This is a genomic window from Pseudoxanthomonas spadix (assembly GCF_003703395.1).
GTDB lineage: Bacteria > Pseudomonadota > Gammaproteobacteria > Xanthomonadales > Xanthomonadaceae > Pseudoxanthomonas_A > Pseudoxanthomonas_A spadix.
The window spans coordinates 1-20538 of record NZ_RDQN01000011.1 but is presented as its reverse complement, the minus strand read 5'-3'; the positions used below and the strand labels follow the sequence as shown (position 1 = coordinate 20538).

Annotated in this window: 20 protein-coding genes and 1 pseudogene; 4 read left to right on the top strand and 17 right to left on the bottom strand. The window is 69.9% G+C overall.

Features of this window, described 5'->3' with window-relative positions:
• The first annotated feature begins 13 nt into the window (after positions 1–13).
• Both D9R12_RS13990 and eutC read left to right on the top strand, forming a co-directional pair.
• On the top strand, positions 14–1408 hold the full coding sequence (locus D9R12_RS13990; RefSeq protein WP_122231332.1) for an ethanolamine ammonia-lyase subunit EutB: 1395 nt from the start codon (positions 14–16) through the stop codon (positions 1406–1408).
• The gene (gene eutC / locus D9R12_RS13985; protein ID WP_122231330.1) at positions 1405–2229 is read left to right on the top strand and encodes an ethanolamine ammonia-lyase subunit EutC; all 825 of its coding nucleotides are present in this window, start codon (positions 1405–1407) and stop codon (positions 2227–2229) included. Before D9R12_RS13990 ends, eutC begins: the two co-directional genes overlap by 4 nt.
• A 111-nt stretch (positions 2230–2340) precedes the next feature.
• Here the strand turns inward: eutC and D9R12_RS13980 are convergent, their stop codons facing one another.
• The 15 genes from D9R12_RS13980 to efp form a co-directional block, all read right to left on the bottom strand.
• Positions 2341–3066, bottom strand: a complete 726-nt coding sequence (locus tag D9R12_RS13980; RefSeq protein ID WP_122231328.1) for a sulfite exporter TauE/SafE family protein — start codon at positions 3064–3066, stop codon at positions 2341–2343.
• Entirely contained in the window at positions 3056–3241 is a 186-nt protein-coding gene (gene ccoS / locus D9R12_RS13975; protein ID WP_014160481.1) for a cbb3-type cytochrome oxidase assembly protein CcoS, read from the bottom strand. Before ccoS ends, D9R12_RS13980 begins: the two co-directional genes overlap by 11 nt.
• Positions 3238–5646 carry a heavy metal translocating P-type ATPase gene (locus tag D9R12_RS13970; RefSeq protein WP_122231326.1) on the bottom strand — a complete coding sequence of 803 codons (2409 nt, stop codon included), beginning with the start codon at positions 5644–5646 and terminating at the stop codon, positions 3238–3240. The genes ccoS and D9R12_RS13970 overlap by 4 nt, the downstream gene beginning before the upstream one ends.
• A gap of 8 nt (positions 5647–5654) precedes the next feature.
• Entirely contained in the window at positions 5655–6173 is a 519-nt protein-coding gene (locus D9R12_RS13965; protein ID WP_122231324.1) for a FixH family protein, read from the bottom strand.
• The gene (locus tag D9R12_RS13960) at positions 6170–7756 is read right to left on the bottom strand and encodes a 4Fe-4S dicluster domain-containing protein (RefSeq protein ID WP_014160478.1); all 1587 of its coding nucleotides are present in this window, start codon (positions 7754–7756) and stop codon (positions 6170–6172) included. The genes D9R12_RS13965 and D9R12_RS13960 overlap by 4 nt, the downstream gene beginning before the upstream one ends.
• Entirely contained in the window at positions 7753–8040 is a 288-nt protein-coding gene (locus D9R12_RS13955; protein ID WP_122231322.1) for a hypothetical protein, read from the bottom strand. The genes D9R12_RS13960 and D9R12_RS13955 overlap by 4 nt, the downstream gene beginning before the upstream one ends.
• On the bottom strand, positions 8037–8969 hold the full coding sequence (gene ccoP / locus D9R12_RS13950; RefSeq protein WP_122231320.1) for a cytochrome-c oxidase, cbb3-type subunit III: 933 nt from the start codon (positions 8967–8969) through the stop codon (positions 8037–8039). Before ccoP ends, D9R12_RS13955 begins: the two co-directional genes overlap by 4 nt.
• On the bottom strand, positions 8966–9115 hold the full coding sequence (locus D9R12_RS13945; RefSeq protein ID WP_014160475.1) for a cbb3-type cytochrome oxidase subunit 3: 150 nt from the start codon (positions 9113–9115) through the stop codon (positions 8966–8968). The genes ccoP and D9R12_RS13945 overlap by 4 nt, the downstream gene beginning before the upstream one ends.
• 2 nt (positions 9116–9117) lie before the next feature.
• Entirely contained in the window at positions 9118–9741 is a 624-nt protein-coding gene (ccoO, locus tag D9R12_RS13940) for a cytochrome-c oxidase, cbb3-type subunit II (protein ID WP_014160474.1), read from the bottom strand.
• A gap of 9 nt (positions 9742–9750) precedes the next feature.
• The gene (gene ccoN, locus D9R12_RS13935; protein ID WP_014160473.1) at positions 9751–11187 is read right to left on the bottom strand and encodes a cytochrome-c oxidase, cbb3-type subunit I; all 1437 of its coding nucleotides are present in this window, start codon (positions 11185–11187) and stop codon (positions 9751–9753) included.
• A gap of 328 nt (positions 11188–11515) precedes the next feature.
• Complete coding sequence (locus D9R12_RS13930; protein WP_122231318.1) at positions 11516–12199, bottom strand: isoprenoid biosynthesis enzyme family protein; 684 nt, start codon at positions 12197–12199, stop codon at positions 11516–11518.
• Positions 12196–12852, bottom strand: coding sequence for a phosphoglycolate phosphatase (locus tag D9R12_RS13925; protein ID WP_122231368.1), 657 nt, complete (start codon positions 12850–12852; stop codon positions 12196–12198). Before D9R12_RS13925 ends, D9R12_RS13930 begins: the two co-directional genes overlap by 4 nt.
• A gap of 182 nt (positions 12853–13034) precedes the next feature.
• Positions 13035–13757, bottom strand: coding sequence for a bifunctional 2-polyprenyl-6-hydroxyphenol methylase/3-demethylubiquinol 3-O-methyltransferase UbiG (gene ubiG / locus D9R12_RS13920; protein WP_122231316.1), 723 nt, complete (start codon positions 13755–13757; stop codon positions 13035–13037).
• A gap of 81 nt (positions 13758–13838) precedes the next feature.
• Positions 13839–15185: a TRZ/ATZ family hydrolase gene (locus tag D9R12_RS13915; protein WP_122231314.1), complete on the bottom strand. Its 1347-nt coding sequence runs from the start codon at positions 15183–15185 to the stop codon at positions 13839–13841.
• 247 nt (positions 15186–15432) lie between these two features.
• A complete protein-coding gene (gene efp, locus D9R12_RS13910; RefSeq protein ID WP_122231312.1) occupies positions 15433–15999 on the bottom strand; it encodes an elongation factor P in 567 nt (188 codons plus the stop codon).
• A gap of 104 nt (positions 16000–16103) precedes the next feature.
• On the opposite strand from efp, the gene epmB reads away from it, so the two are divergent.
• Positions 16104–17150, top strand: a complete 1047-nt coding sequence (gene epmB / locus D9R12_RS13905) for an EF-P beta-lysylation protein EpmB (protein ID WP_122231310.1) — start codon at positions 16104–16106, stop codon at positions 17148–17150.
• A gap of 278 nt (positions 17151–17428) precedes the next feature.
• Positions 17429–19507 (top strand): EAL domain-containing response regulator, encoded by a 2079-nt coding sequence (locus D9R12_RS13900; protein WP_122231308.1) that lies wholly within the window; start codon positions 17429–17431, stop codon positions 19505–19507.
• Positions 19508–19573: 66 nt separating this feature from the next.
• Here the strand turns inward: D9R12_RS13900 and D9R12_RS13895 are convergent.
• Both D9R12_RS13895 and D9R12_RS15935 read right to left on the bottom strand, forming a co-directional pair.
• Positions 19574–20218, bottom strand: a pseudogene (locus tag D9R12_RS13895) (ATPase).
• The coding region (locus tag D9R12_RS15935; RefSeq protein ID WP_211327658.1) for a hypothetical protein at positions 20211–20538 on the bottom strand (328 nt) is incomplete at its 5' end. The gene D9R12_RS15935 and the pseudogene D9R12_RS13895, both read right to left, overlap by 8 nt.

Genomic DNA, 20538 nt, shown 5'->3' with positions numbered 1-20538 from the left:
GACGGACGCGACGATGAGTGGCTTCCAGCACACCGCCGGCGGCCAGCGCTGGCACTTCACCGACCTCAGGGACCTGCTGGCCAAGGCGACCCCGGCCCGTTCCGGGGATCGCCTGGCGGGCGTGGCCGCCGACAGCGACCGGCAACGGGTGGCCGCGCAGATGGCGCTGGCCGAGCTGCCGCTGCGGCATTTCCTGAGCGAGTCGGTCATCGCCTACGAAGACGACGAAGTCACCCGGCTGATCGTGGACAGCCACGATGCGCAGGCCTTCGCACCGGTGGCGCACCTGAGCGTGGGCGACTTCCGCAACTGGCTGCTGGGCGAGGCGGCGACCGAAGCCAGCCTGGCCGCCCTGGCACCGGGACTGACCCCGGAGATGGTGGCGGCGGTGTCCAAGCTGATGCGCGTGCAGGACCTGGTGCTGGTGGCGCAGAAGGCGCGGGTGGTCACGCGCTTTCGCAACACGCTGGGCCTGCGCGGGCGGCTGTCCACGCGCCTGCAGCCCAACCATCCCACCGACGATCCGGCCGGCATCGCCGCCAGCGTGCTCGACGGCCTGCTGTACGGCAATGGCGATGCGGTGATCGGCATCAACCCGGCCAGCGACAGCACCGGCGCCATCATCGAACTGCTGAAGATGCTCGACGGCGTCATCGGCGGCTACGACATCCCGACCCAGTCCTGCGTGCTGGCCCACCTCACCACCACCATCGAGGCGATCAACCGCGGCGCGCCGGTGGACCTGGTGTTCCAGTCCATCGCCGGCACGGAAGGCGCCAACGCCAGCTTCGGCGTCAACCTGGCGCTGCTGCGCGAAGGCCGCCAGGCCGGCCTGGCCCTGGGACGCGGCAGTGTCGGCGACAACGTCATGTACTTCGAGACCGGGCAAGGCAGCGCGCTGTCGGCCGATGCGCACCATGGCGTGGACCAGCAGACCTGCGAGGCGCGCGCCTACGCGGTGGCGCGTGCGTTCAAGCCGCTGCTGGTGAACACGGTGGTCGGCTTCATCGGCCCGGAATACCTGTACGACGGCAAGCAGATCATCCGCGCCGGGCTGGAGGACCACTTCTGCGGCAAGTTGCTCGGGGTGCCGATGGGCTGCGACATCTGCTACACCAACCATGCCCAAGCCGACCAGGACGACATGGACGTGCTGCTGACCCTGCTGGGCGTGGCCGGGGTCAACTTCATCATGGGCATCCCCGGCAGTGATGACGTGATGCTCAACTACCAGACCACCTCCTTCCACGACGCGCTGTACGCGCGCCAGGTGCTGGGCCTGCGCCCGGCGCCGGAATTCGAGGCGTGGCTGGAGCGCATGGACATCCTCAAGCAGCGCGATGGACGCTTCCTGCTGGGCCAGGACGTGCCGGCACCTTTCAGGAAGGCGCTGGCGCAGTTGTCATGAGCGAACACGACGACCACCGCCCTGCCCGCCTGGATCCGTGGACGCAGCTGCGCGGCCTGACACCTGCAAGGATCGCGTTGGGTCGCGCCGGCACCAGCCTGCCCACGGCCGCGCACCTGGATTTCCAGTTCGCCCATGCACAGGCCCGCGATGCGGTGCACCTGGCATTGGACGTGGAGCCGCTGAAAAAGAAGCTTGAGGCGCTGGGGCTGGAAGCACGGGTACTGCACAGCGCGGCGCAGGACCGCCATGTCTACCTGCAGCGCCCCGATCTGGGGCGTCGCCTGGATGAGGCGTCCTCGATCGAGCTGCGTGGCCATGCCGCCACCCGCGGCCACCAGCACGACCTGTGCATCGTGGTGGCCGATGGCCTGTCCGCACTGGCCGTGCACCAGCACGCCGGCCCGATGCTGCAGCGCCTGCAGGCTTACGCACAGGGGCAAGGCTGGTCGCTGGCACCGGTCTGCCTGGTCCAACAGGGCCGCGTGGCGGTGGGCGATGAGATCGCCGAACTGCTGGGCGCGCGGATGTGCGTGGTCCTGATCGGCGAGCGCCCGGGCCTGAGCTCGCCCGACAGCCTCGGCGCGTACCTGACCTGGGCACCGCGCGTGGGCCTGACCGATGCGGCCCGCAACTGCATTTCCAACATCCGCGCCGCCGGCCTGTCCTATGACGCGGCCATGTACAAGCTGGCCTGGCTGATGGACCAGGCGCGGCGGCGCCAGCTCTCCGGCGTGCAGCTCAAGGATGAAGCCCAGCAGGCGCTGCCGGATGCTTCGGCGCGGGGCCCTGGAAATTTTCTGGTGGTCGACCAGAAGTAACGGCCCTGGCCTCGAAGGACTGCCTGACAGCAGTGACCGCCGACGGCCGATCACGCGCCATTTTCAGCTCGAACCGCGCCCGGCGCCCGCCCGGCCACGACCCTGCCCCGATCACCCCGGCAGGCTGCCGCAGCCCAGGGCCGACAGCGCGCCGTGCAGGACCGGCACCCGCATCAGCCACGGCGCGGACAGGGTCAACAGGCCGGCCAGCAGCACCATGCCGGCGCCGGCGCGCCGCCAGCCGGGGCGTTGCAGCCAGCCGGACAGGCGCGCGCCGGACCAGGTCAGCGGCAGCATCATCGGCAGGGTGCCCAGGCCAAAGGCGGCCATGGTCAGCGCCGCGTCGCGCGCGTTGCCCTGCAGCCAGGCGGCGGTCAGCAGGCTCAGGCTCAGCCCGCACGGCAGCCAGCCCCACAGCATGCCCAGCGCCAGGCGCCGCCAGCCGCGGTCGGCCGGCAGCAGCGCGCGCTGCAGCGGTTGCAGCTTCGACCACAGCTTCGCGCCGGGCCTGGCGAGGACATCGAAGCGCCCGCTGCGATCGAACAGGCGCAACGCGACCAGCACCAGCACCAGGCCGGCGGCCATGCGCAGGCCCAGGGTCAGCCATTCGATGCGCAGCACCTGCAGCAATCCGCCGCCGAGGCCGCCGACCAGTGCACCGGCGGCGACGTAGCCGCCGACCCGGCCCAGGTTCACCTGCAACGCCGGCAGCCAGCCGCGCGCGGCCCCGACCGCGGAGAAGCCGGTGGCGATGCCGCCGCACATCGCCGCGCAGTGCGCGCTGCCCAGGGTGCCGGCGGCCAGCGCCGCCAGCAGCACCAGCCCGTCAACCGGCATCGCGCGCACTCGGTTCGCGGGGCTGATCGGAAGGCATCTCGTCGTCTTCGAGGATGTCCAGCGCCGGGGTGTCCAGGTCGTCGAACTGGCCGCGCCTGACCGCCCACACGAACGCGGCAATGGCCACCCCCAGCAGCACCAGGCTGATCGGCACCAGCAACAGCAGGATGTTCATTGTGCGGCGTCTCCGGGGCGGGTGCGGGCGCGGGTCAGCCGCAGCGCGTTGGCGGTGACCAGCAGCGAGGAGGCCGCCATGCCCAGCGCGGCCAGCCACGGCGTGGCCCGTCCGCTGACGGCCAGCGGCAACGCCAGCAGATTGTAGGCCAGCGCCCAGCCCAGGTTCTGGCGAATGACCAGGCGCGTGCGCCGGGCCAGCTCGATCGCCGCGGGAATCCGCCACAGCCCGGCGCCGGTGGTCACCAGGTCGGCGGCGGCCTGCGCCAACGGCGCGCCTTCGCCCAGCGCGATCGAGACGTCGGCCCCGGCCAGCACCGGCGCGTCGTTGAGGCCGTCGCCGACCATCGCCACGATCCGGCCTTGGCCCTGCATCCGGCGCACCATCGCCAGCTTGTCTTCCGGCGTCTGCCGCGCGTGCGGCGCGGGGATCGCCAGCGCCGCGGCCAGGCGGCGCACTGGGCCCTGCGCGTCGCCGCTGGACAGGTGCAGGCGCAGGCCCTGCCGGCGCAATGCGGCCAGCGCCGGCGCCGCGTCGGCGCGCGGGTTCTCGCGCAGCTGCAAGCAGGCCACCGCGCGCTGGCCGTCGCCGAGCCACAGCCGCTCGTCATCGCCGTCACCGCCGGCGGCGAAGTCGGCGCGGCCCAGCCGCCAGCTGCGCCCTTCCACCACGCCCTGCACCCCGCGTCCGGCGTGCGTGGCCACCGCCGTGGCGGGCAGACCCTGGTCGAACGGCGCGAACGCGATGCGCAGCGGATGGCCGCTGTCGCGCTCCAGCGCCGCGGCGATCGCCAGCGCGTGGGACGCGTCGAAACCATCGAAGGTCTCCACCTCCTCCAGCGCCGGCTTGCCGTCGCTGAGCGTGCCGGTCTTGTCGAAGACCACATCGCTGGCGCGGGCCAGCGCATCCAGCGCCTCGGGACGGGTGGCGAGCACGCCGATCCTGGCCAGCGCGCCGTGCACGCAGGCCAGCGCCGCCGGCACCGACAGCGACAGCGCGCACGGGCAGCTGATCACCAGCACCGCCAGGGTCACCTCGAACGCGCGCTCGGGCATGTATTGCCGCCAGAACAGCCAGGTCGCCAACGCCACCAGCAGCAGGCCGGCGACGAAGTGCGCGCCAATGCGGTCGGCCAGGCGCGCCACCGGCGGGCGGTGCGACTGCGCGCGCTCGACCAGCGCGACCAGTTGCGACAACCGGGTGGCCTGCCCGACCCCGGTCACGCGCAGCCGCGCCGGGCGTTCGCGGCACTGGGTACCGGCGTAGACCGGATCGCCCGGCGCCTTGGCCATTGGCTGCGATTCGCCGGTGAGCAGCGCTTCCTCGAAGCTGGCTTGGTCGTCGAGCAGCACGCCGTCGGCCGGTGCGTTGTCGCCGGCGGCCACGCGCACCAGGTCGCCTTCGCGCAGCGCCGAGACCGGCACCGATTCGCGGCTGCCGTCGCCGCGCTCGCGGGTGGCGAACACCGGCCGCGCCCGCGCCAGCGCATCGACCTGGGCGCTGGCGATGTTGCGCGCGCGTTGCTCGAGCATGCGCGCGACCAGCAGCAGGAACACGAACATCACCGCAGCGTCGTACCAGACGTGCGCGCCGCCGCGGAGCGTCTCGACCAGGCTGGCGAAATAGGCGAGCAGGGTCGAGCCGGCGATCAGCACGTCCATGCCGACGCGGCGACGGCGCAGTTCGTGCCAGGCGCCGGCCAGGAACGGCCAGCCCGCGTAGAACACCACCGGCGTGGAGACCAGGAAGGTCAGCCAGCGGAAGAAGTCGCGGGTCGGCACCGGCATCGCGTTGGCGGTGTCCAGGTACAGCGCCTCGGCGAACATCATCGCCTGCAGCGCGCCGAGTCCGGCTACGCCCAGGCGCAGCAGCCAGCGCCGGCGCTCGCCGCGGCGCGCGCGTTCGGCTTGCTCGCTTGCAGCCAGGTAGGGCCGGTAGCCGAGCATCGCCAGCCGCTGCAGCAACGGCGACAGCGCGGTGCGGGCCGGGTCCCAGGCGATGCGGATGCGCCCGGTCACCGCGTTGGCAGTGCAGTCGATCACGCCCGGCTCGCGGCGCAGCGCGCGGTCGATCAGCCAGGCGCAGGCGGCGCAGCGCATCGCGTCGGTGAGCACCACGATCTGGCGGCCACCGTCCACCGCGCGGCTGTGTTCGTCGAGCAACTCGGTGCGATCCCAGTCAGCCAGATCCGGGGCATCGTCGCCGACCCGGCCGGCGGCGGCGCTGCGCAGGCGGTAGTAGCCGCCCAGGTCGTTGTCGCCGATCCAGTCGGCGGCGGCGGCGCAGCCGTGGCAGCAGAAGGGCTGCGCCTGGCCATCGACCTGCCGCCACACCGGCGGTTGCGGCACCGGCTCGCCGCAATGGTGGCAGGCGATCGCGGCACCGGGCTGTTCCAGCTTGCCCATCGTGATGCCTAGTCGCCGCTGGACAGCGCCGGCGCCAAGCGCACCGCCTGCTGCTGGCGCGGCAGGCGGCCGCGCAGCCGCCAGCTGCCGTCGGCCGGCGCCAGTTGCACGCGCCAGTGGTGGCCGTTGTCGATCCGCGCCGGGGCGCGCCAGCCCAGCGCGCTGGGTTGCAGTTGCAGTTGCAGGTCGGCCCGGGCGTGCAGCGGGTGTTCGAAGGTCGCGCGCAGCGGCGCGGCACGGTCGAAGCCGGCGCTGGCCGGCAACACTTCGACCGCGCCGTCCACGACCCGCAGCACCGCGAGCAGCCCGCGCTGGCGTGCAGCCTGGTCGGGCCCGAGGTCGGTGGTCTGGATCTGCGAGACGCGTTGCACCTGGTCTCCCACCGCGTCGTTGCCGCCGCTGCGGGTGGCGACCACCACCAGGCCGACGCCGACCACGATCGAAACCAGCGGGATGCCCAGCACCAGCCAGACCATCGGTTCGCGCCAGAAGGGCCTGGCGCGGTTCGTCGAATCGGAGCGGCTCATCGGGCCGGTCCGAAGAAGCTGCTTTCGACGCTCATTTTCGCGCTGCCGTCGGCAGCGGCGATGTCGAAGTGCACTTCGCGCCGGCCGTGCGCGTCGTGCGGGCCGACCACGGTGAGCGGTATGGATGCAACGGCGCCGCCGGCCACCGTGATCGCGGACGGCGTGCGCAGGCGTAGGCCCTCGTCGTCGCCATGGTCGTCGTCATGACCGTCCGCCTGGTCCTCTCGCAGGGCCACGATGTACTGCCGGGCGTGTTCGGTCTTGTTCACCAGCTTGAGCGTGTAGTCGTTCTCGATTGAGCCATCAGCGCTTTCGCGGAACAGGGCATTGCGGTCGCGCAGCACTTCGACGATCAGCGTGCTGCGGTGGGTCACGCCCCAGCCCCAGCCGGCCAGCAGCGCGACCAGCAGCGCGCCGTAGATCAGCACGCGCGGGCGCAGGATGCGGGTGCGCTTGCCGTCGATCGCGTTCTGGGTCGAATAGCGGATCAGGCCGTCCGGGTAGCCCAGCTTGCGCATCACCCCGTTGCAGGCGTCGATGCAGGCGCCGCAGGCGATGCACTCGTACTGCAGGCCGTTGCGGATGTCGATGCCGGTCGGGCAGACCTGCACGCAGATGGTGCAGTCGATGCAGTCGCCCAGCTGCTCCGGCGCAAACTTCGGCAGTGGCGCAAAGGTGGCGCCGGCGCCAGCGAAGGTGATGGTGCCGCGCGCCTGCAGGCGCGCGTCGGCGGCGCTGGGGTTGTAGTGCGCCCGCAGCACGTAGTCGTTGGCGGTGTCCGGGTCCAGCAGGCCGCGCTCGCGCTGCAGCACGCTGGGGATGTGCTTGCGCGGTCCGCGCGGTTCGCCGCGCATCGGGTCGTAGGCGATCAGCAGCGTGTTGCGGTCGAACATCGCGCTCTGGAAGCGCGCGTACGGGCACATGTACTTGCACACCTGCTCGCGCAGGAAACCGGCGTTGCCCCAGGTGGCCAGCGCGTAGAACAGCACCCAGAAGGTTTCCCAGCCGCCCCAGCCCGGCGCGCTGCCCAACAACGGCGCGCGCGCCGCCAGTTCGGTGATCGGGGTGAAGAAGCCGACGAAGGTGAAGCCGGTCCACAGCGCGAACAGCGCCCACAGCGCGTGCTTGGCGCCCTTGCGCAGCAGCTTCTCGCCGGTCCACGGGCCGGCGTCGAGCTTCATCCGCCGGTTGCGGTCGCCCTCGGTCCAGCGCTCGATCCACAGGAACACCTCGGTCCACACCGTCTGCGGGCAGGCGTAGCCGCACCACAGGCGCCCGGCCAGCGCGGTGAAGAAGAACAGCGCCAGCGCGGCGATGATCAGCAGCAGCGCCAGGAACAGGAAGTCCTGCGGCCAGAAGGTCAGGCCGAACACGTGGAACTTGCGCGCCGGCAGGTCGAACAGCACCGCCTGATGCCCGTCCCAGCGCAGCCACGGGAACAGGTAGAACATCCCCAGCAGCCAGAACACTGCCGCGGTGCGCAGCCTTGTCAGCGGGCCGGACACCTCGCGCGGGTAGACCTTGCGTTCGCTGACGTAGAACGAGCCGCCGGCGCCGGCGTCGTCTTGGGGACGTGTGTTCATTGCGGCGGCGGGCGCTGATCACGGCCGCCCGCGCGCAGCAGGATCCAGGTGAACAGGCTCGAGGCGGCAGTCGCCAGCCAGAACATGAAAAAACCCAGCGTGTAGCCGAGCTGGCGGGTGATCGGCCACTGCGGAAAAGTGATCTCGCGCAGTGCCAGCGGGTCGATGAAGGCGAAGAACACCATGGTGCACACGCCGGCGCTGAAGAAGCTCGGCCACAGGATCGCGCCGATCCGGCGGACACGCGGACCGGCGTCGTCCAGCGGTTGGCCGGTGACGTTCATGGAGCCTGCGCGGCCCTGGCGGCCGGCGGATGCGACAGCGACCACACGTAGCCGGCGGCCAGCCGCGCGCGGGTTTCACCGAGCAGTTCGCGGTGCGCCGGCATCGTGCCCTGGCGGCCCTTGCTGATGGTCTGCACCAGGCTTTCCTTGCTGTTGCCGTACAGCCAGTAATCGTCGGTCAGGTCGGGCGCGCCGAGCGCCTGGTTGCCCTTGCCGGCGGCGCCGTGGCAGGCCACGCACAGGCCGTCGTAGAGATCCTTGCCGCGGGCGGCCGGGTAGTTGTTGTACAGCAGCGACGGGTCGCGCAGGGTGCGCACGTAGGCAACGACGTACTCGACCGCGTCCGGGCCGCCCATGCTGGTCAGCGCCGGGCCCCACTCGGGCATCACGCCCTGGCGGCCGTCGAGCACCGTGGTCAGGATCGTGTCCGGATCGCCGCCCCAGTGCCAGATGTTATCGGTCAGGTTCGGGTAGCCGATCGCGCCCTGCCCGGTCGAGCCGTGGCAGGTGGCGCAGGTGTTGGCGAAGATCTGCCGGCCCAGGGTCAGCGCCTTCGGGTCCTGGGCCAGCCGGTCGATCGGCTGGCCGGCATAGGGACGGAAGGTCGCCTCCAGTTTCCGCGCGGCCAACGCCTTGTCCGCCGCGTGCTCGGACGCCGAGGACCACTTGCCGTAGCCGGCGATGCCGCCCAGACCTCCGAACCAGAACAGGTAGCCCACGCCAAAGACAAGGGTCAGGTAGAACAGGTTGATCCACCAGCGCGGCAGCGGCTTGTTGTATTCGGTCAGGTCGCCGTCCCAGACGTGGCTGGTCTCCTCCGGCGCCGGATCCCCCGGGCGCCGCCGCGATGTCCACCACAGCAGGGCCGCGCACCCGATCAGGTTGCTCACCACCAGTGCGACGATGAACCATGTCCAGCCGGTGCTCATGGCCGATGCTCCCCCGTGTCGTTTTCATCATCCAGCGGCAGGCGCGCGGTCGCGTCGAAGTCGGCCTTGTGGCGCGGATTCCACGCCCAGATCCAGCCGCCGACGAACAGCGCCAGCAGGATCGCAGTGACGATGCCGGAAACCATGCTCAACCCCCCTTCGGCGCGTGCTTGCCCAGGCCCTGCAGGTAGGCCACCACCGCATCCAGCTCGGTCTTGCCCTGCACGTCGGCCGGCGCCTGCTGGATCTGCGCGTCGCTGTACGGATCGCCCAGTGCCTGCAGCCCGCGCATCCTCCTGGCCACCGTGGCGCCGTCGAGCGGGGTGCCGGCCAGCCAGGGGAAGCCGGGCATGTTCGACTCGGGCACCACGTCGCGCGGATTGTCGAGGTGGACCCGATGCCAGTCGTCGGAATAGCGCCCGCCGACCCGGGCCAGGTCCGGCCCGGTGCGCTTGCTGCCCCACTGGAACGGGCGGTCGTATACCGATTCGCCGGCCAGCGAGTAATGGCCGTAGCGCTCGCTCTCGAAGCGCAGCGTACGCACCATCTGCGAATGGCAGTTGTAGCAGCCCTCGCGCACGTACACATCGCGCCCGGCCAGCTGCAGCGCCGGGTAGGGTTCGACCCCGGGCAGCGGCTCTATCGCCTCGGCCTGGAACATCAGCGGCACGATTTCGGCCAGTCCGCCGAAGGAGACCGCCACGGCGATCAGCACCGCCATCAGCCCGACGTTGCGCTCGATCTTCTCGTGGGAGTTGTTGGATTGGCTCATGTCCGCTCCTCAGGCGCGTGCTTCGGAAGCGGCGGGAACCAGCACCGGCTGCGCCGCCAGGCTGCCGGCAAGGTAGGTGCGCCACACGTTCCAGGCCATCAGGCCCATGCCGCTGAGCACCAGCAGGCCACCGCCCAGGCGGATCAGGTAGTACGGGTAGGTCGCGTTGAGTGCCTCGACGAAGCTGTAGGTCAGCGTGCCGTCGGCGTTGGTCGCGCGCCACATCAGGCCCTGCATCATCCCGGCGATCCACATCGAGGCGATGTAGAACACCACCCCGGCGGTGTGCAGCCAGAAATGGGTGTCGATGGCCTTGATCGAAAACATCTGTTCGCGGCCCAGCAGGCGCGGCAGCAACGCGTAGATCGAGCCGATCGAGATCATCGCCACCCAGCCCAGCGCCCCGGCGTGCACGTGGCCCACGGTCCAGTCGGTGTAGTGGCTGAGCGAGTTGACCGTCTTGATCGACATCATCGGCCCCTCGAAGGTGCTCATCATGTAGAACGAGAGCGAGACGATCAGGAACTTCAGGATCGGGTCGGTGCGCAGTTTGTGCCAGACCCCCGACAGGGTCATGATGCCGTTGATCGCCCCGCCCCAGGACGGTGCCAGCAGGATCAGCGAGAACACCATCCCCAGCGACTGCGCCCAGTCCGGCAGCGCGGTGTAGTGCAGGTGGTGCGGGCCGGCCCACATGTACACCGCGATCAGCGCCCAGAAGTGCACGATCGACAGGCGGTAGGAGTAGATCGGCCGCTGTGCCTGCTTGGGCACGAAGTAGTACATCATCCCGAGGAAGCCGGCGGTCAGGAAGAAGCCGACCGCGTTGTGCCCGTACCACCACTGCACCATCGCATCGACCGCGCCGCTGTAGACCGGGTAGGACTTGAACGGCCCCACCGGGATCGCGATGTTGTTGACGATGTGCAGCAGGGTCACGGTGATGATGTAGGCGCCGTAGAACCAGTTGGCCACGTAGATGTGCTTGACCTTGCGCCTGGCGATCGTGCCGAAGAACAGCACCGCGTAGGCGACCCAGACCACCGCGAGCAGGATGTCGATCGGCCACTCCAGTTCGGCGTATTCCTTGCCCTGGGTCAGGCCCAGCGGCAGGGTCACCGCGGCGGCGACGATGACCGCCTGCCAGCCCCAGAACACGAATGCCGCCAGCCGGTCGGAGATCAGCCGCACATGGCTGGTGCGCTGGACCACGTGCAGGCTGGTGGCGAACAGCGCGCTGCCGCCGAAGGCGAAGATCACCGCGTTGGTGTGCAGCGGGCGCAGCCGGCCGTAGCTGAGCCATGGCAGGTCGAAGTTCAGTGCCGGCCAGTACAGCTGGGCGGCGATCAGCACCCCGACCAGCATGCCGACGATGCCCCAGACCACGGTCATCAGCGCGAACTGGCGCACCACCTTGTCGTTGTAGGTTTCTCCGGCACCTTGCATGCGCGCTGCTCCCCGCGGCTTGAGACGATACGCAGGGTAGAGGCCAAGCCGCCGGCTGCCATTGATCCAGATCAAGGACCGGCGAACGTTTCGATGCGCCACGCCCGCCGCCGGTTGCATCCGATTGCACCCGATTGCGGCGATTGCGCGGACCACCCCGCCTGGCGCCGCGCCGAGGGTCCGCACGTGCCGCCGTGGCGCCCGCCATGCGCTACGCCGGCGCTGTAGCGCTACTCGACAATCGGCATGCTTTCTCTGGCCGAGGGCGGGCGCGCCGCCGGCAGTCCGCCCCTGCACGCGAATGGACACCTGCCAACGCCGTTGCCGATCAGCTGCCGCCGGCGGCCGCGCGCCAGGTGGTCCATACCAGTTTCAACGGTTTGCTCGGCGTGCTGCCCTGGCCGTCGGCGTGCAGGTGCTGCAGGCGCAGGCGCATCAGGGTGGCCAGCACCCGGCGGGGGCGCGGGCCACCCACCCTGGCCGGCCAATGGGCCAGCAAGGCCTCGCGCCAGCGCGGCGCGTCGGCGTGCGGCGGGACCTCCATCCAGCGGGTGAACAGCAGCTGCGCGGACAGTTCCGGCAGGGCGCTGCGGCGGCGCGCGCCGGGAAACAGCCCGGCTTCGACCTGGGCGATGGCGTTGGCCAAGGGTGCCACCAGCGGCAGCGCGGCGTCGGTATCCTGCGGCAGGCCACGCATCAGCGACAGCGCCGGCAAGGCATCGGCCAGCGCCGTCCATGGCGCCTGGCCCGGCTCGAGCACCCGGCCCAGCGGATGGCGCGAACGGTGCCGCGCCCAGTCGCGCAGTTCCTCGCCCCACCAGGCCAGCTTGGCATCGGCCGGCAGGGGATCGCCGGCGATGTTCATTGCATCGGCCAGTTCCTGCAGCAGCGCGAACCAGGCCACGGCGATGCGGCGCTGCGGCTCGGGGACGAAGCCCTGCACCAGCTGCCATTCCGGCCAGCGGCTGCGCCACTTCTCCAGGAAGTTGTCCAGCGCGGTGGACTCGCTCACCGCGCCTGACCTCGCCGCGGCCAGTTGCCTGGGTCGAGCAGATCGAGCGCCCGCTCGAGCATCACATCGGCCTGCCAGGTGAGCGGATCGTCGTGGTCCAGGCGGTAGCCCCACAGCGCGGCGATCGAAGCCATCCCGGCCGCACGCGCGGACTGGATGTCGCGTTCGTCGTCGCCCACGTACACGCAATCGTCGATGGCCACGCCGAGCCGGCGCGCGGCTTCCTGCAGCGGCAGCGGATGCGGCTTGCGCTGGGCCAGGGTGTCGCCGCCGATCAGCACCGCGCAGCGCGCCTGCCAGCCCAGCAGCGGCATCAGGTCGCGGGCCAGGGACTCGGGTTTGTTGGTGACGATGCCCCAGCGGCCGCCGGCGGCTTCCAGCGCACGCAGCATCTGCTCGATGCCATCGAACGGTGCGCCGTGCCTGCCCAGCTCGCCGGCGTAGACGCGCAGGAACTCGGGCACCAGCGCCTCGCGCTCGGCGATGGACAGCTCGGGAAACGCCGCCCCGGACATCGCACGCGCACCCTTGGACACGTGCGGGCGCACCGCCTCCAGCGTCAGCGGCGCGCGCCCGCGTGCGGCCAGCATGCGATTGACGGTGGCGACCATGTCCGGCGCGCTGTCCAGCAAGGTGCCGTCCAGGTCGAACAGGGCGACGGTCGGAAAGCCGGGACCCGGATCAGGCCGGGACTCGGGACTCGGGACTCGGGGCTCGAAAGTCGGATCATCACGCACCGTCCCCTGCATGCCGAGAGGACCCGCGATCGCTTCATCCGCAACAGACGCGACCGCCTTTCCCGGGTCCCGGGTCCCGGGTCCCGAGTCCCGGCTCTTCAAGGCTTCACCGCGCAGGCCAGGTAATTGACCTCGGTGCGCCGGCTCAGCCGCGCCGCGCCGCGCCATGGCTCGTAGACCAGGCCGCTGACATCGGTCAGTTGCAGGCCGCACTGGCGCGTCCAGGCCGCCAGTTCGGAGGGCTTGATGAAGTCGGCGTACCTGTGGGTGCCCTTGGGCAGCAGCCTGGCAAGGTATTCGGCGCCCACCACCGCCAGGGCGAATGCGGCCGGGGTGCGGTTGAGCGTGGACAGGAACAGCTGGCCGCCGGGCTTGAGCAGGCGCGCGCAGGCCTGGATGATCGCGCCCGGGTCGGGCACATGCTCGAGCATCTCCATGCAGGTGATCGCATCGAAGCTTTCCGGCGCCTGCTCGGCCAGCGCCTCCACCGCGATCTGGCGATAATCCACCTCCACGCCGGATTCGAGCATGTGCAGGCGGGCCACGTTCAGCAGTTCGGGCGCCAGATCGATGGCGGTGACCTGGGCGCCGGCCGCGGCCAGTGCCTCGCTCAGCAGGCCGCCGCCGCAGCCCACGTCCAGCACGCGCTTGCCGGCCAGCGGCAGGCGCGCGGCCACGTACTGCAGGCGTACCGGGTTGAGCGCATGCAGCGCCTTCTGCGGACCGTTGGGATCCCACCAGCGATGGGCCAGCGCGCCGAACTTGTCCAGCTCGGCCTGATCGAAGTTGGGCGACGCGGCGCGGTCGGGTGCAGTGGACATGGGGAACTCCGTAACAGGGCATCAGGTGCGGGAAACCGTCGATATGATGGCCCGTCGTGCCGCTTTCGTGGGGTGAGCCGGTCAGGCCGGATGCAGGCCGACGATGCGCTGGCGCCACTGGCGCGCGTTGGCGACCACCGCGGCCATGTCGATGCCGGCCGGCTGGCGCTCGACCAGGCGCTGGCGCCCGGCGATCCACACATCGGTGACCTGGTGGCGGCCGGTGGCATAGACCAGCTGCGAGACCACGTGATGCAGCGGCTGGGTTTCCAGTGCCGACAGGTCCACGCAGGCGATGTCGGCCTGCTTGCCCACCTCCAGGGTGCCGACCTGGGCATCGAAACCGATCGCCCTGGCCCCGCCCAGGGTGGCCGCACGCAGCGCCGCGAACGCATCCAGCGCGACCGCATCGTTGGCCACGGCCTTGGACAGGATCGCCGCGGTGCGGGTCTCGCTGAACATGTCCAGGTCGTTGTTGGAGGCGCAGCCATCGGTGCCGATGGCCAGGTTCACCCCAGCCCTGGCCAATGCGCACGCCGGGCAGAAGCCGGAGGCGAGCTTGAGGTTGGATTCCGGGCAATGGACCACCGAGACGCCGCGTTCGGCGCACAGGTGGATCTCCGCCTCGGTCAGCTGGGTCATGTGCACGGCGATCAACCGGTCATTGATCAGGCCCAGGCGCTGCAGGCGCGCGATCGGGCGCTGGCCATACTGGTCCAGCGACTGCTGCACTTCCTGCGCGGTCTCGTGCAGGTGCAGGTGGACCGGCACGTCCAGCTGGTCGGACAACATCCGCACCCGTTCGAAACTGGCGTCGCTGACCGTGTACGGCGCGTGCGGCGCGAACGCGGTGGCGATCAGCGGATCGCCGCGCCACTGGTCGTGGACCTCGCCGGCGCGGTCGAAGTATTCGTCATCGCTGCTGGCCCAGGCGGTGGGAAAGTCGATCACCGGCAGGCCGATCCGCGCGCGGAACCCGTGGTGCTTGTAGGTGGCCGCCTGCACATCGGGGAAGAAGTAGTTCTCGTTGACGCAGGTGGTGCCGCCGCGCAGCATCTCGGCGATCGCCAGGGTGACGCCGTCGGCGACGAACTGCGGCCCCATCACCGCCCCTTCCACCGGCCAGATGTGCTGCTGCAGCCAGACCTTGAGCGGCAGGTCGTCGGCAATGCCGCGCAGCAGGGTCATCGGGTTGTGGGTGTGGGCGTTGACCAGCCCGGGGATCAACGCCGATCCGGGCCGCTGCACGAGCTGCTTGGGCACAAAGCGCGTGCGGGCCTGGGCCGTGGGCAGGATCGCGAGGATCTCACTGCCGCTGATCGCCACCGCGTGGTCTTCCCACACCACCGCATGCGGCTCCACCGGAACCACGAAACCGGCCTCGATCAACAGGTCACAGGATTCGGGGGTGATGGTGGCTGGGCTCATGCTGTCTCGCTTGGTTGTGTGGCGCGCCCGGCAAAGCCGTTCAACCGGGACGCGAAGGATTTCCAGATCGTCGTCATTCCCGGGACGTCATCCCCGCGCAGGCGGGGATCCAGGGACTCTGCGTTTGACTTCGCGTGCGGGGATGACGTAACGGCAAGGGCGACTGCAAGTGCAACGTCCCTGGATCCCCGCCTGCGCGGGGATGACGTAACGGCAAAGGCGTGCGCTGTGCGCACGCGCCGTTACGTCACTTCACGCGGCTGACGTATTCGCCGGTGCGGGTGTCGACCTTGATCACTTCGTCCTGGCCGACGAACAGCGGCACGCGCACCACCGCGCCTGTTTCCAGGGTGGCCGGCTTGCCGCCGCCGCCGGAGGTATCGCCGCGCACGCCCGGGTCGGTCTCGGTGATCTTGAGCTCGACGAAGTTCGGCGCCTGCACCGCGATCGGGGTGCCGTTCCACAGGGTCACCACGCAGGCTTCCTCGCCCTTGAGCCACTTGGCGGCGTCGCCGACGCCGGTCCTGTCGGCCTGGACCTGCTCGAAGGTCTCCTGCTGCATGAAGTGCCAGTACTCGCCATCGGTGTACAGGAACTGCATGTCGGTATCGACCACGTCGGCCGCTTCCAGCGAGTCGGTGGCCTTCATGGTCAGCTCGACCACCCGGCCGGACTTGATGAAGCGGTACTTCACCCGGGTGAAGGCCTGCCCTTTGCCTGGCTTGACGTACTCGGTGTCGGTGATGATCGCAGGCTCGTTGTTGACCAGGATCTTCATCCCGTTCTTGACGTCGTTCATGCCGTAACTGGCCATGGGCAAAACTCCTCGGGTAAGGCAAACCCGCCGCCTGTGGCGACCGGCCGGATACAATGGGAAAGCCCGCCGCGACCGGCGGGCGCTTGTTTTCTGAAGCCGCCATGATACCTGCAGCACACGCCTCCAGACAGCCGGCCCCGGCCGATCCGCCCAGCCCCCCCGCTGCGCTGCAGCCCAGCGGCTGGCAGCAGGCGCTGCGCCAGGCCGTGCGCGAACCGGCCGAACTGCTGCAGCTACTGGGCCTGGAATCGGTGGCGCTGCAGGTCTCCAGCCAGGCCGCCGCGCAGTTCCCGTTGCGGGTCCCGCGCGGGTTCATCGCGCGCATGCGCCACGGCGATGCGCACGATCCGCTGCTGCGCCAGGTGCTGCCGCTGGATGCGGAGCTGCGCGTGCTGCCCGGTTTCGGCCGGGACGCGGTCGGCGATGCCGCGGCGCGTTCGGCCACCGGCGTGATCCAGAAATACGACGGCCGGGCACTGCTGGTGGCCACCGGCAGCTGCGCGATCCATTGCCGCTACTGCTTCCGCCGGCATTTCCCCTATGGCGAGGAAACCGCCGCGCGCGATCACTGGGCCCAGGCCATCGCCCGGATCGGCGCGGACGACACCATCGACGAAGTGATCCTCTCCGGCGGCGATCCCTTGTCGCTGTCCACGCCCAAGCTGGCCGAACTGACCGACGCGCTGGTCACCGTGCCGCACCTCAAACGCCTGCGCATCCACAGCCGCCTGCCACTGGTCCTGCCCGAACGCGTCGATGCGGCGCTGCTGCAGTGGCTGTCGGCCCTGCCCTGGCCGGTGACCGTGGTCGTGCATGCCAACCATGCCAACGAGTTCGATGCCCGGGTCGATGCTGCGCTGGCTGCGCTGCGCGGCGCCGGCGCCTTGCTGCTCAACCAGGCCGTGCTGCTGCGCGGGGTCAATGACAGCGTCCAGGCACTGGCCGACCTGTCCACACGCGGCCTGGCCGCCGGGGTGCTGCCCTACTACCTGCACCAGCTGGACCGGGTCCAGGGCGTGGCCCACTTCGAGGTGGACGACGCCACCGCGCTGGCCCTGCACGCGCAGCTGGCCGCGCGGCTGTCCGGCTATCTGGTACCGCGCCTGGTGCGCGAGATTCCAGGCGATACCGGCAAGCGCGCGCTCTAGGAGCCTGTCGGACTTTGGCCGGCCGGGCTGCAAAACCGGCTGTGCGGTCCATATTTCCGTCGCTTCTTGCCCCATAGCACCACTATGGGGCGGCGAATCGCCAAAAATCTGTCCTCGCGCAGCCGAATTTTCGCCTCGACCGCCAAAGCCCGACAGACTCCTAGGGCCGTTCTCTCGCAGGATCGGCAGGGGATTGCTGTCGGCCATGCATCCAGCCCAGGATGGACGCTCCGGCTCGGCTGCTGTATTAAACGGCGTCCCCCGGCAGAACCCAGGCAATGCAGATCGGTAAAGACACCCCCGTGCGACTGATCATCGTCGACGACAGCGGCGATGCGGCCGAAGCGGTGGTCAGCACCTTCCGCAACGAAGGCATCGCGGTGCGCGCCCTGCGCCCGCTGGACCTGGACGAACTGGCCCGGCAGCTGGCCAGCCAGCCGGTGGATCTGGTCCTGGCGGCCAGGGGCGCGCGCGGCATTCCGGTGCACGACGTGCTGGCCCAGGTCCTGGCCAGCGGCAAGGACATCCCGGTGGTGATCATGATCGATGCACCGGGCGATGCCTCGGTGATCGATGAGCTGGTCCACGGCGCGCGCGCCCTGGCGCTGCGCACCCGCCCGGACCATCTGCTCAGCGTATTGCGCAACGAATGGGAAGATCTGGAATCGCGCCGCGGCCTGCGCCGCCTGGAGGCCCAGCTGCGCGAGACCGAGCGCCGCTGCGATGCGCTGATCGCCTCCTCGCGCGATCCCATCGCCTACGTGCATGAAGGCATGCATATCCGCGCCAACGATGCCTACCTTGAGATGTTCGGCTTCGAGTCCTTCGAGGACATCGAAGGCCTGTCACTGCTGGATCTGATCGCACCCAAGGACGTGGAGGACTTCAAGCAGCTGCTCAAGCGCATCGGCAAGGGCGAAGCCCCGCCGCCGCGCTACGAATGCCAGGCCCGCACCCAGGCCGGCGAGGGTTTCCCGGCGGTGATGGAATTTGTCACGGCCAGCTACGAAGGCGAGCCGTGCGTGCAGGTCGTGTTCCGCCGCCGCGAGCTCAACACCGAGCTGGCACGCGAAGTCCAGGACCTGCGCCAGCGCGACATGGTGACCGGCCTGCTCAACCGCCCGGCCTTCCTGCACGCACTGGAAGACGCCGTGGCCGAGGTTGCCCAGAGCGATGTGCAGTACGGCCTGCTGCTGGTCGAACCAGACCACTACGCGCGCCTGCTGCCGGACATCGGCCTGGATTCGGCCGACGCGCTGATCGCGGCGATGGCCGCGCACTTCACCGCCACCCTGGAGCCGGACATGGTGGCCGCGCGCTTCACCGAGCACGGCTTTGCGGTGCTGTGCAAAGGCGCGCACACCCATACCACCGAGCTGGCCGAGGCGCTGCGTGCGGGCTTCGCCTCGCATGTGTTCGAGATCGGCAACCGTGCGGTGACCGTCACCCTGAGCATCGGCGGGGTGCAGATCGGCGAGAAGATCGCCAGTGTCGGCCAGGTCCTGGCGCGCGCCAGCGAGAACCTGCAGTCGGCCGCCAACCTGGGCGGCAACGGTGTGCAGATCTTCGACCCGGCCGCGGTGGATCGCGCCGAACAGGAACGCGAGCAGCGGATCCTGGGCCTGGTGCGCCATGCGCTGGCCGAGCAAGGCTTCGTGCTGCACTACCAGCCGATCATCCCGCTGCTGGGCGAGCCGGGCGATTTCTACGAGGTCTTTTTGCGCCTGGAAACCACCGGCGGGGAAAGGATCAAGCCGGTGAGCTTCCTGGCCATCGCCGAGCAAGCCGGACTGCTGGGCGAGATCGACCGCTGGGTCGTGGCCCGTGCGATCGCGGTGCTGGGCGAGCGCGAACGCGCCGGCCGCCCGGTGCGGCTGCTGGTCAAGGTCAGCCAGGCCTCGTTCGGCGATCCGCGCCTGATCGAGCTGATCGCGCGCGAGCTGGCCGCCCACGGCGTGCCGGGCCAGCGGCTGTGGCTGGAAACCACCGAGGCCAAGGTGTTCACCCACTTGCGCGGCGCCCAGGATTTGCTGACCGCCGCCACCGGGCTGGGCTGCAAGGTCGGCCTGGAACAGTTCGGCACCGGCCTGGATTCGTTCCAGCTGCTGGCCCACTTCACTCCGGCCTTCCTCAAGCTGGACCGCAGCTTCTGCCAGGACCAGACGCGCGCCACCGAAGCCCAGGACAAGATCCGCCAGATCACCGCCCGCGCCCAGCGCGATGGCATGGTCACCATCGCCGAGCACATCCAGGATCCGGCCACCATGTCGCTGCTCTTCGGTGCGGGCATCGACTACGTGGAAGGCCACTTCGTCGGCCAGGCGGCGCCGGAGATGAGCTTCGACTTCACCGCCTGATCAAGGCCCCTGCGTGCCCGGCCGCGCACAGCACCGGCAACTCTGGCCACTGCCATTGCCCCGATGCTAAGCGGCGCCAGTGGCCTGGGCCAGCGCAGCACCGACGATCGGCTGTGCCCATTCAGGGACCGAAGCGAGGTCCTCCCGGCCGACTGGCCACACGATCCGGCCATGCTTCGTGTGCAGCACCAGCCTGGGAGGGGAGATCCGCATGCCGAGCGGCACCGATGCGCTGTTGTCGTAGACCCGCAAGGCCGCCAGGTGCGGCATCAGCCTGATGAGATTCAGCGGTGCGCTCAGGTAGCGCTGGCGAATCTTGTCCGATCGGATGTGATGCCCGCCGGCGGCCACCCGCAGGGCCACCCGCTCGATGTGCAACTCGGGCGAGCGAAGACCGCAGTACCAGACCATGACCTCGTGCGTGGCGGTCGCATCGATCAGCCGTTGCGTGATCGTGCGCCCGCCCAGCGTCGTCTCGAAGGCGTGGGATCGGCCTTGGGCGATGGCCTCCTCCAGCATCGCCAGGCCTTCCTTCCAGGCCTCGGCGTCGGCCGCTTCCCTGGCCTAGCCCAGCCGTTCCTGCAGGCCGCGGGAGTAAGTGTCCGGGTTGTACCAGGCAAGCCCGGCTTCCCTCAAGGCGGCACCGCCCAGCGAACTCTTGCCCGCACCGTTGACGCCAGCCAGGACGACCAGCGCAGGCCGATCAATCATCCTCTCCCGCGCTGATCGGTCGCTGCAATGCCCAGGGCCGGTCCATGAACTCGCGCATCCTGTCCGCGGTGTCCGGCTCGGCCAGGACCGCCAGATGTTCCCGGAACTGCCTGCGGTAGTCACCCAGCAGGCGCTTGTGTCTGCGCGAAGGTCTAGAGTTTGGGTGGAGAGCGATGTGCGGCAGGCCGATGGGGCGCAGTGTTGCCAAGCACGTGTAGGAGCCCGGGCCGCCGCACATCGACCTCGTCCCTAGCCCGAACAGTTGAACGAGCTCAAGCTCGAACTTCACAAGCGTGGGCAGGATCGAGGCGGCTCTCTCC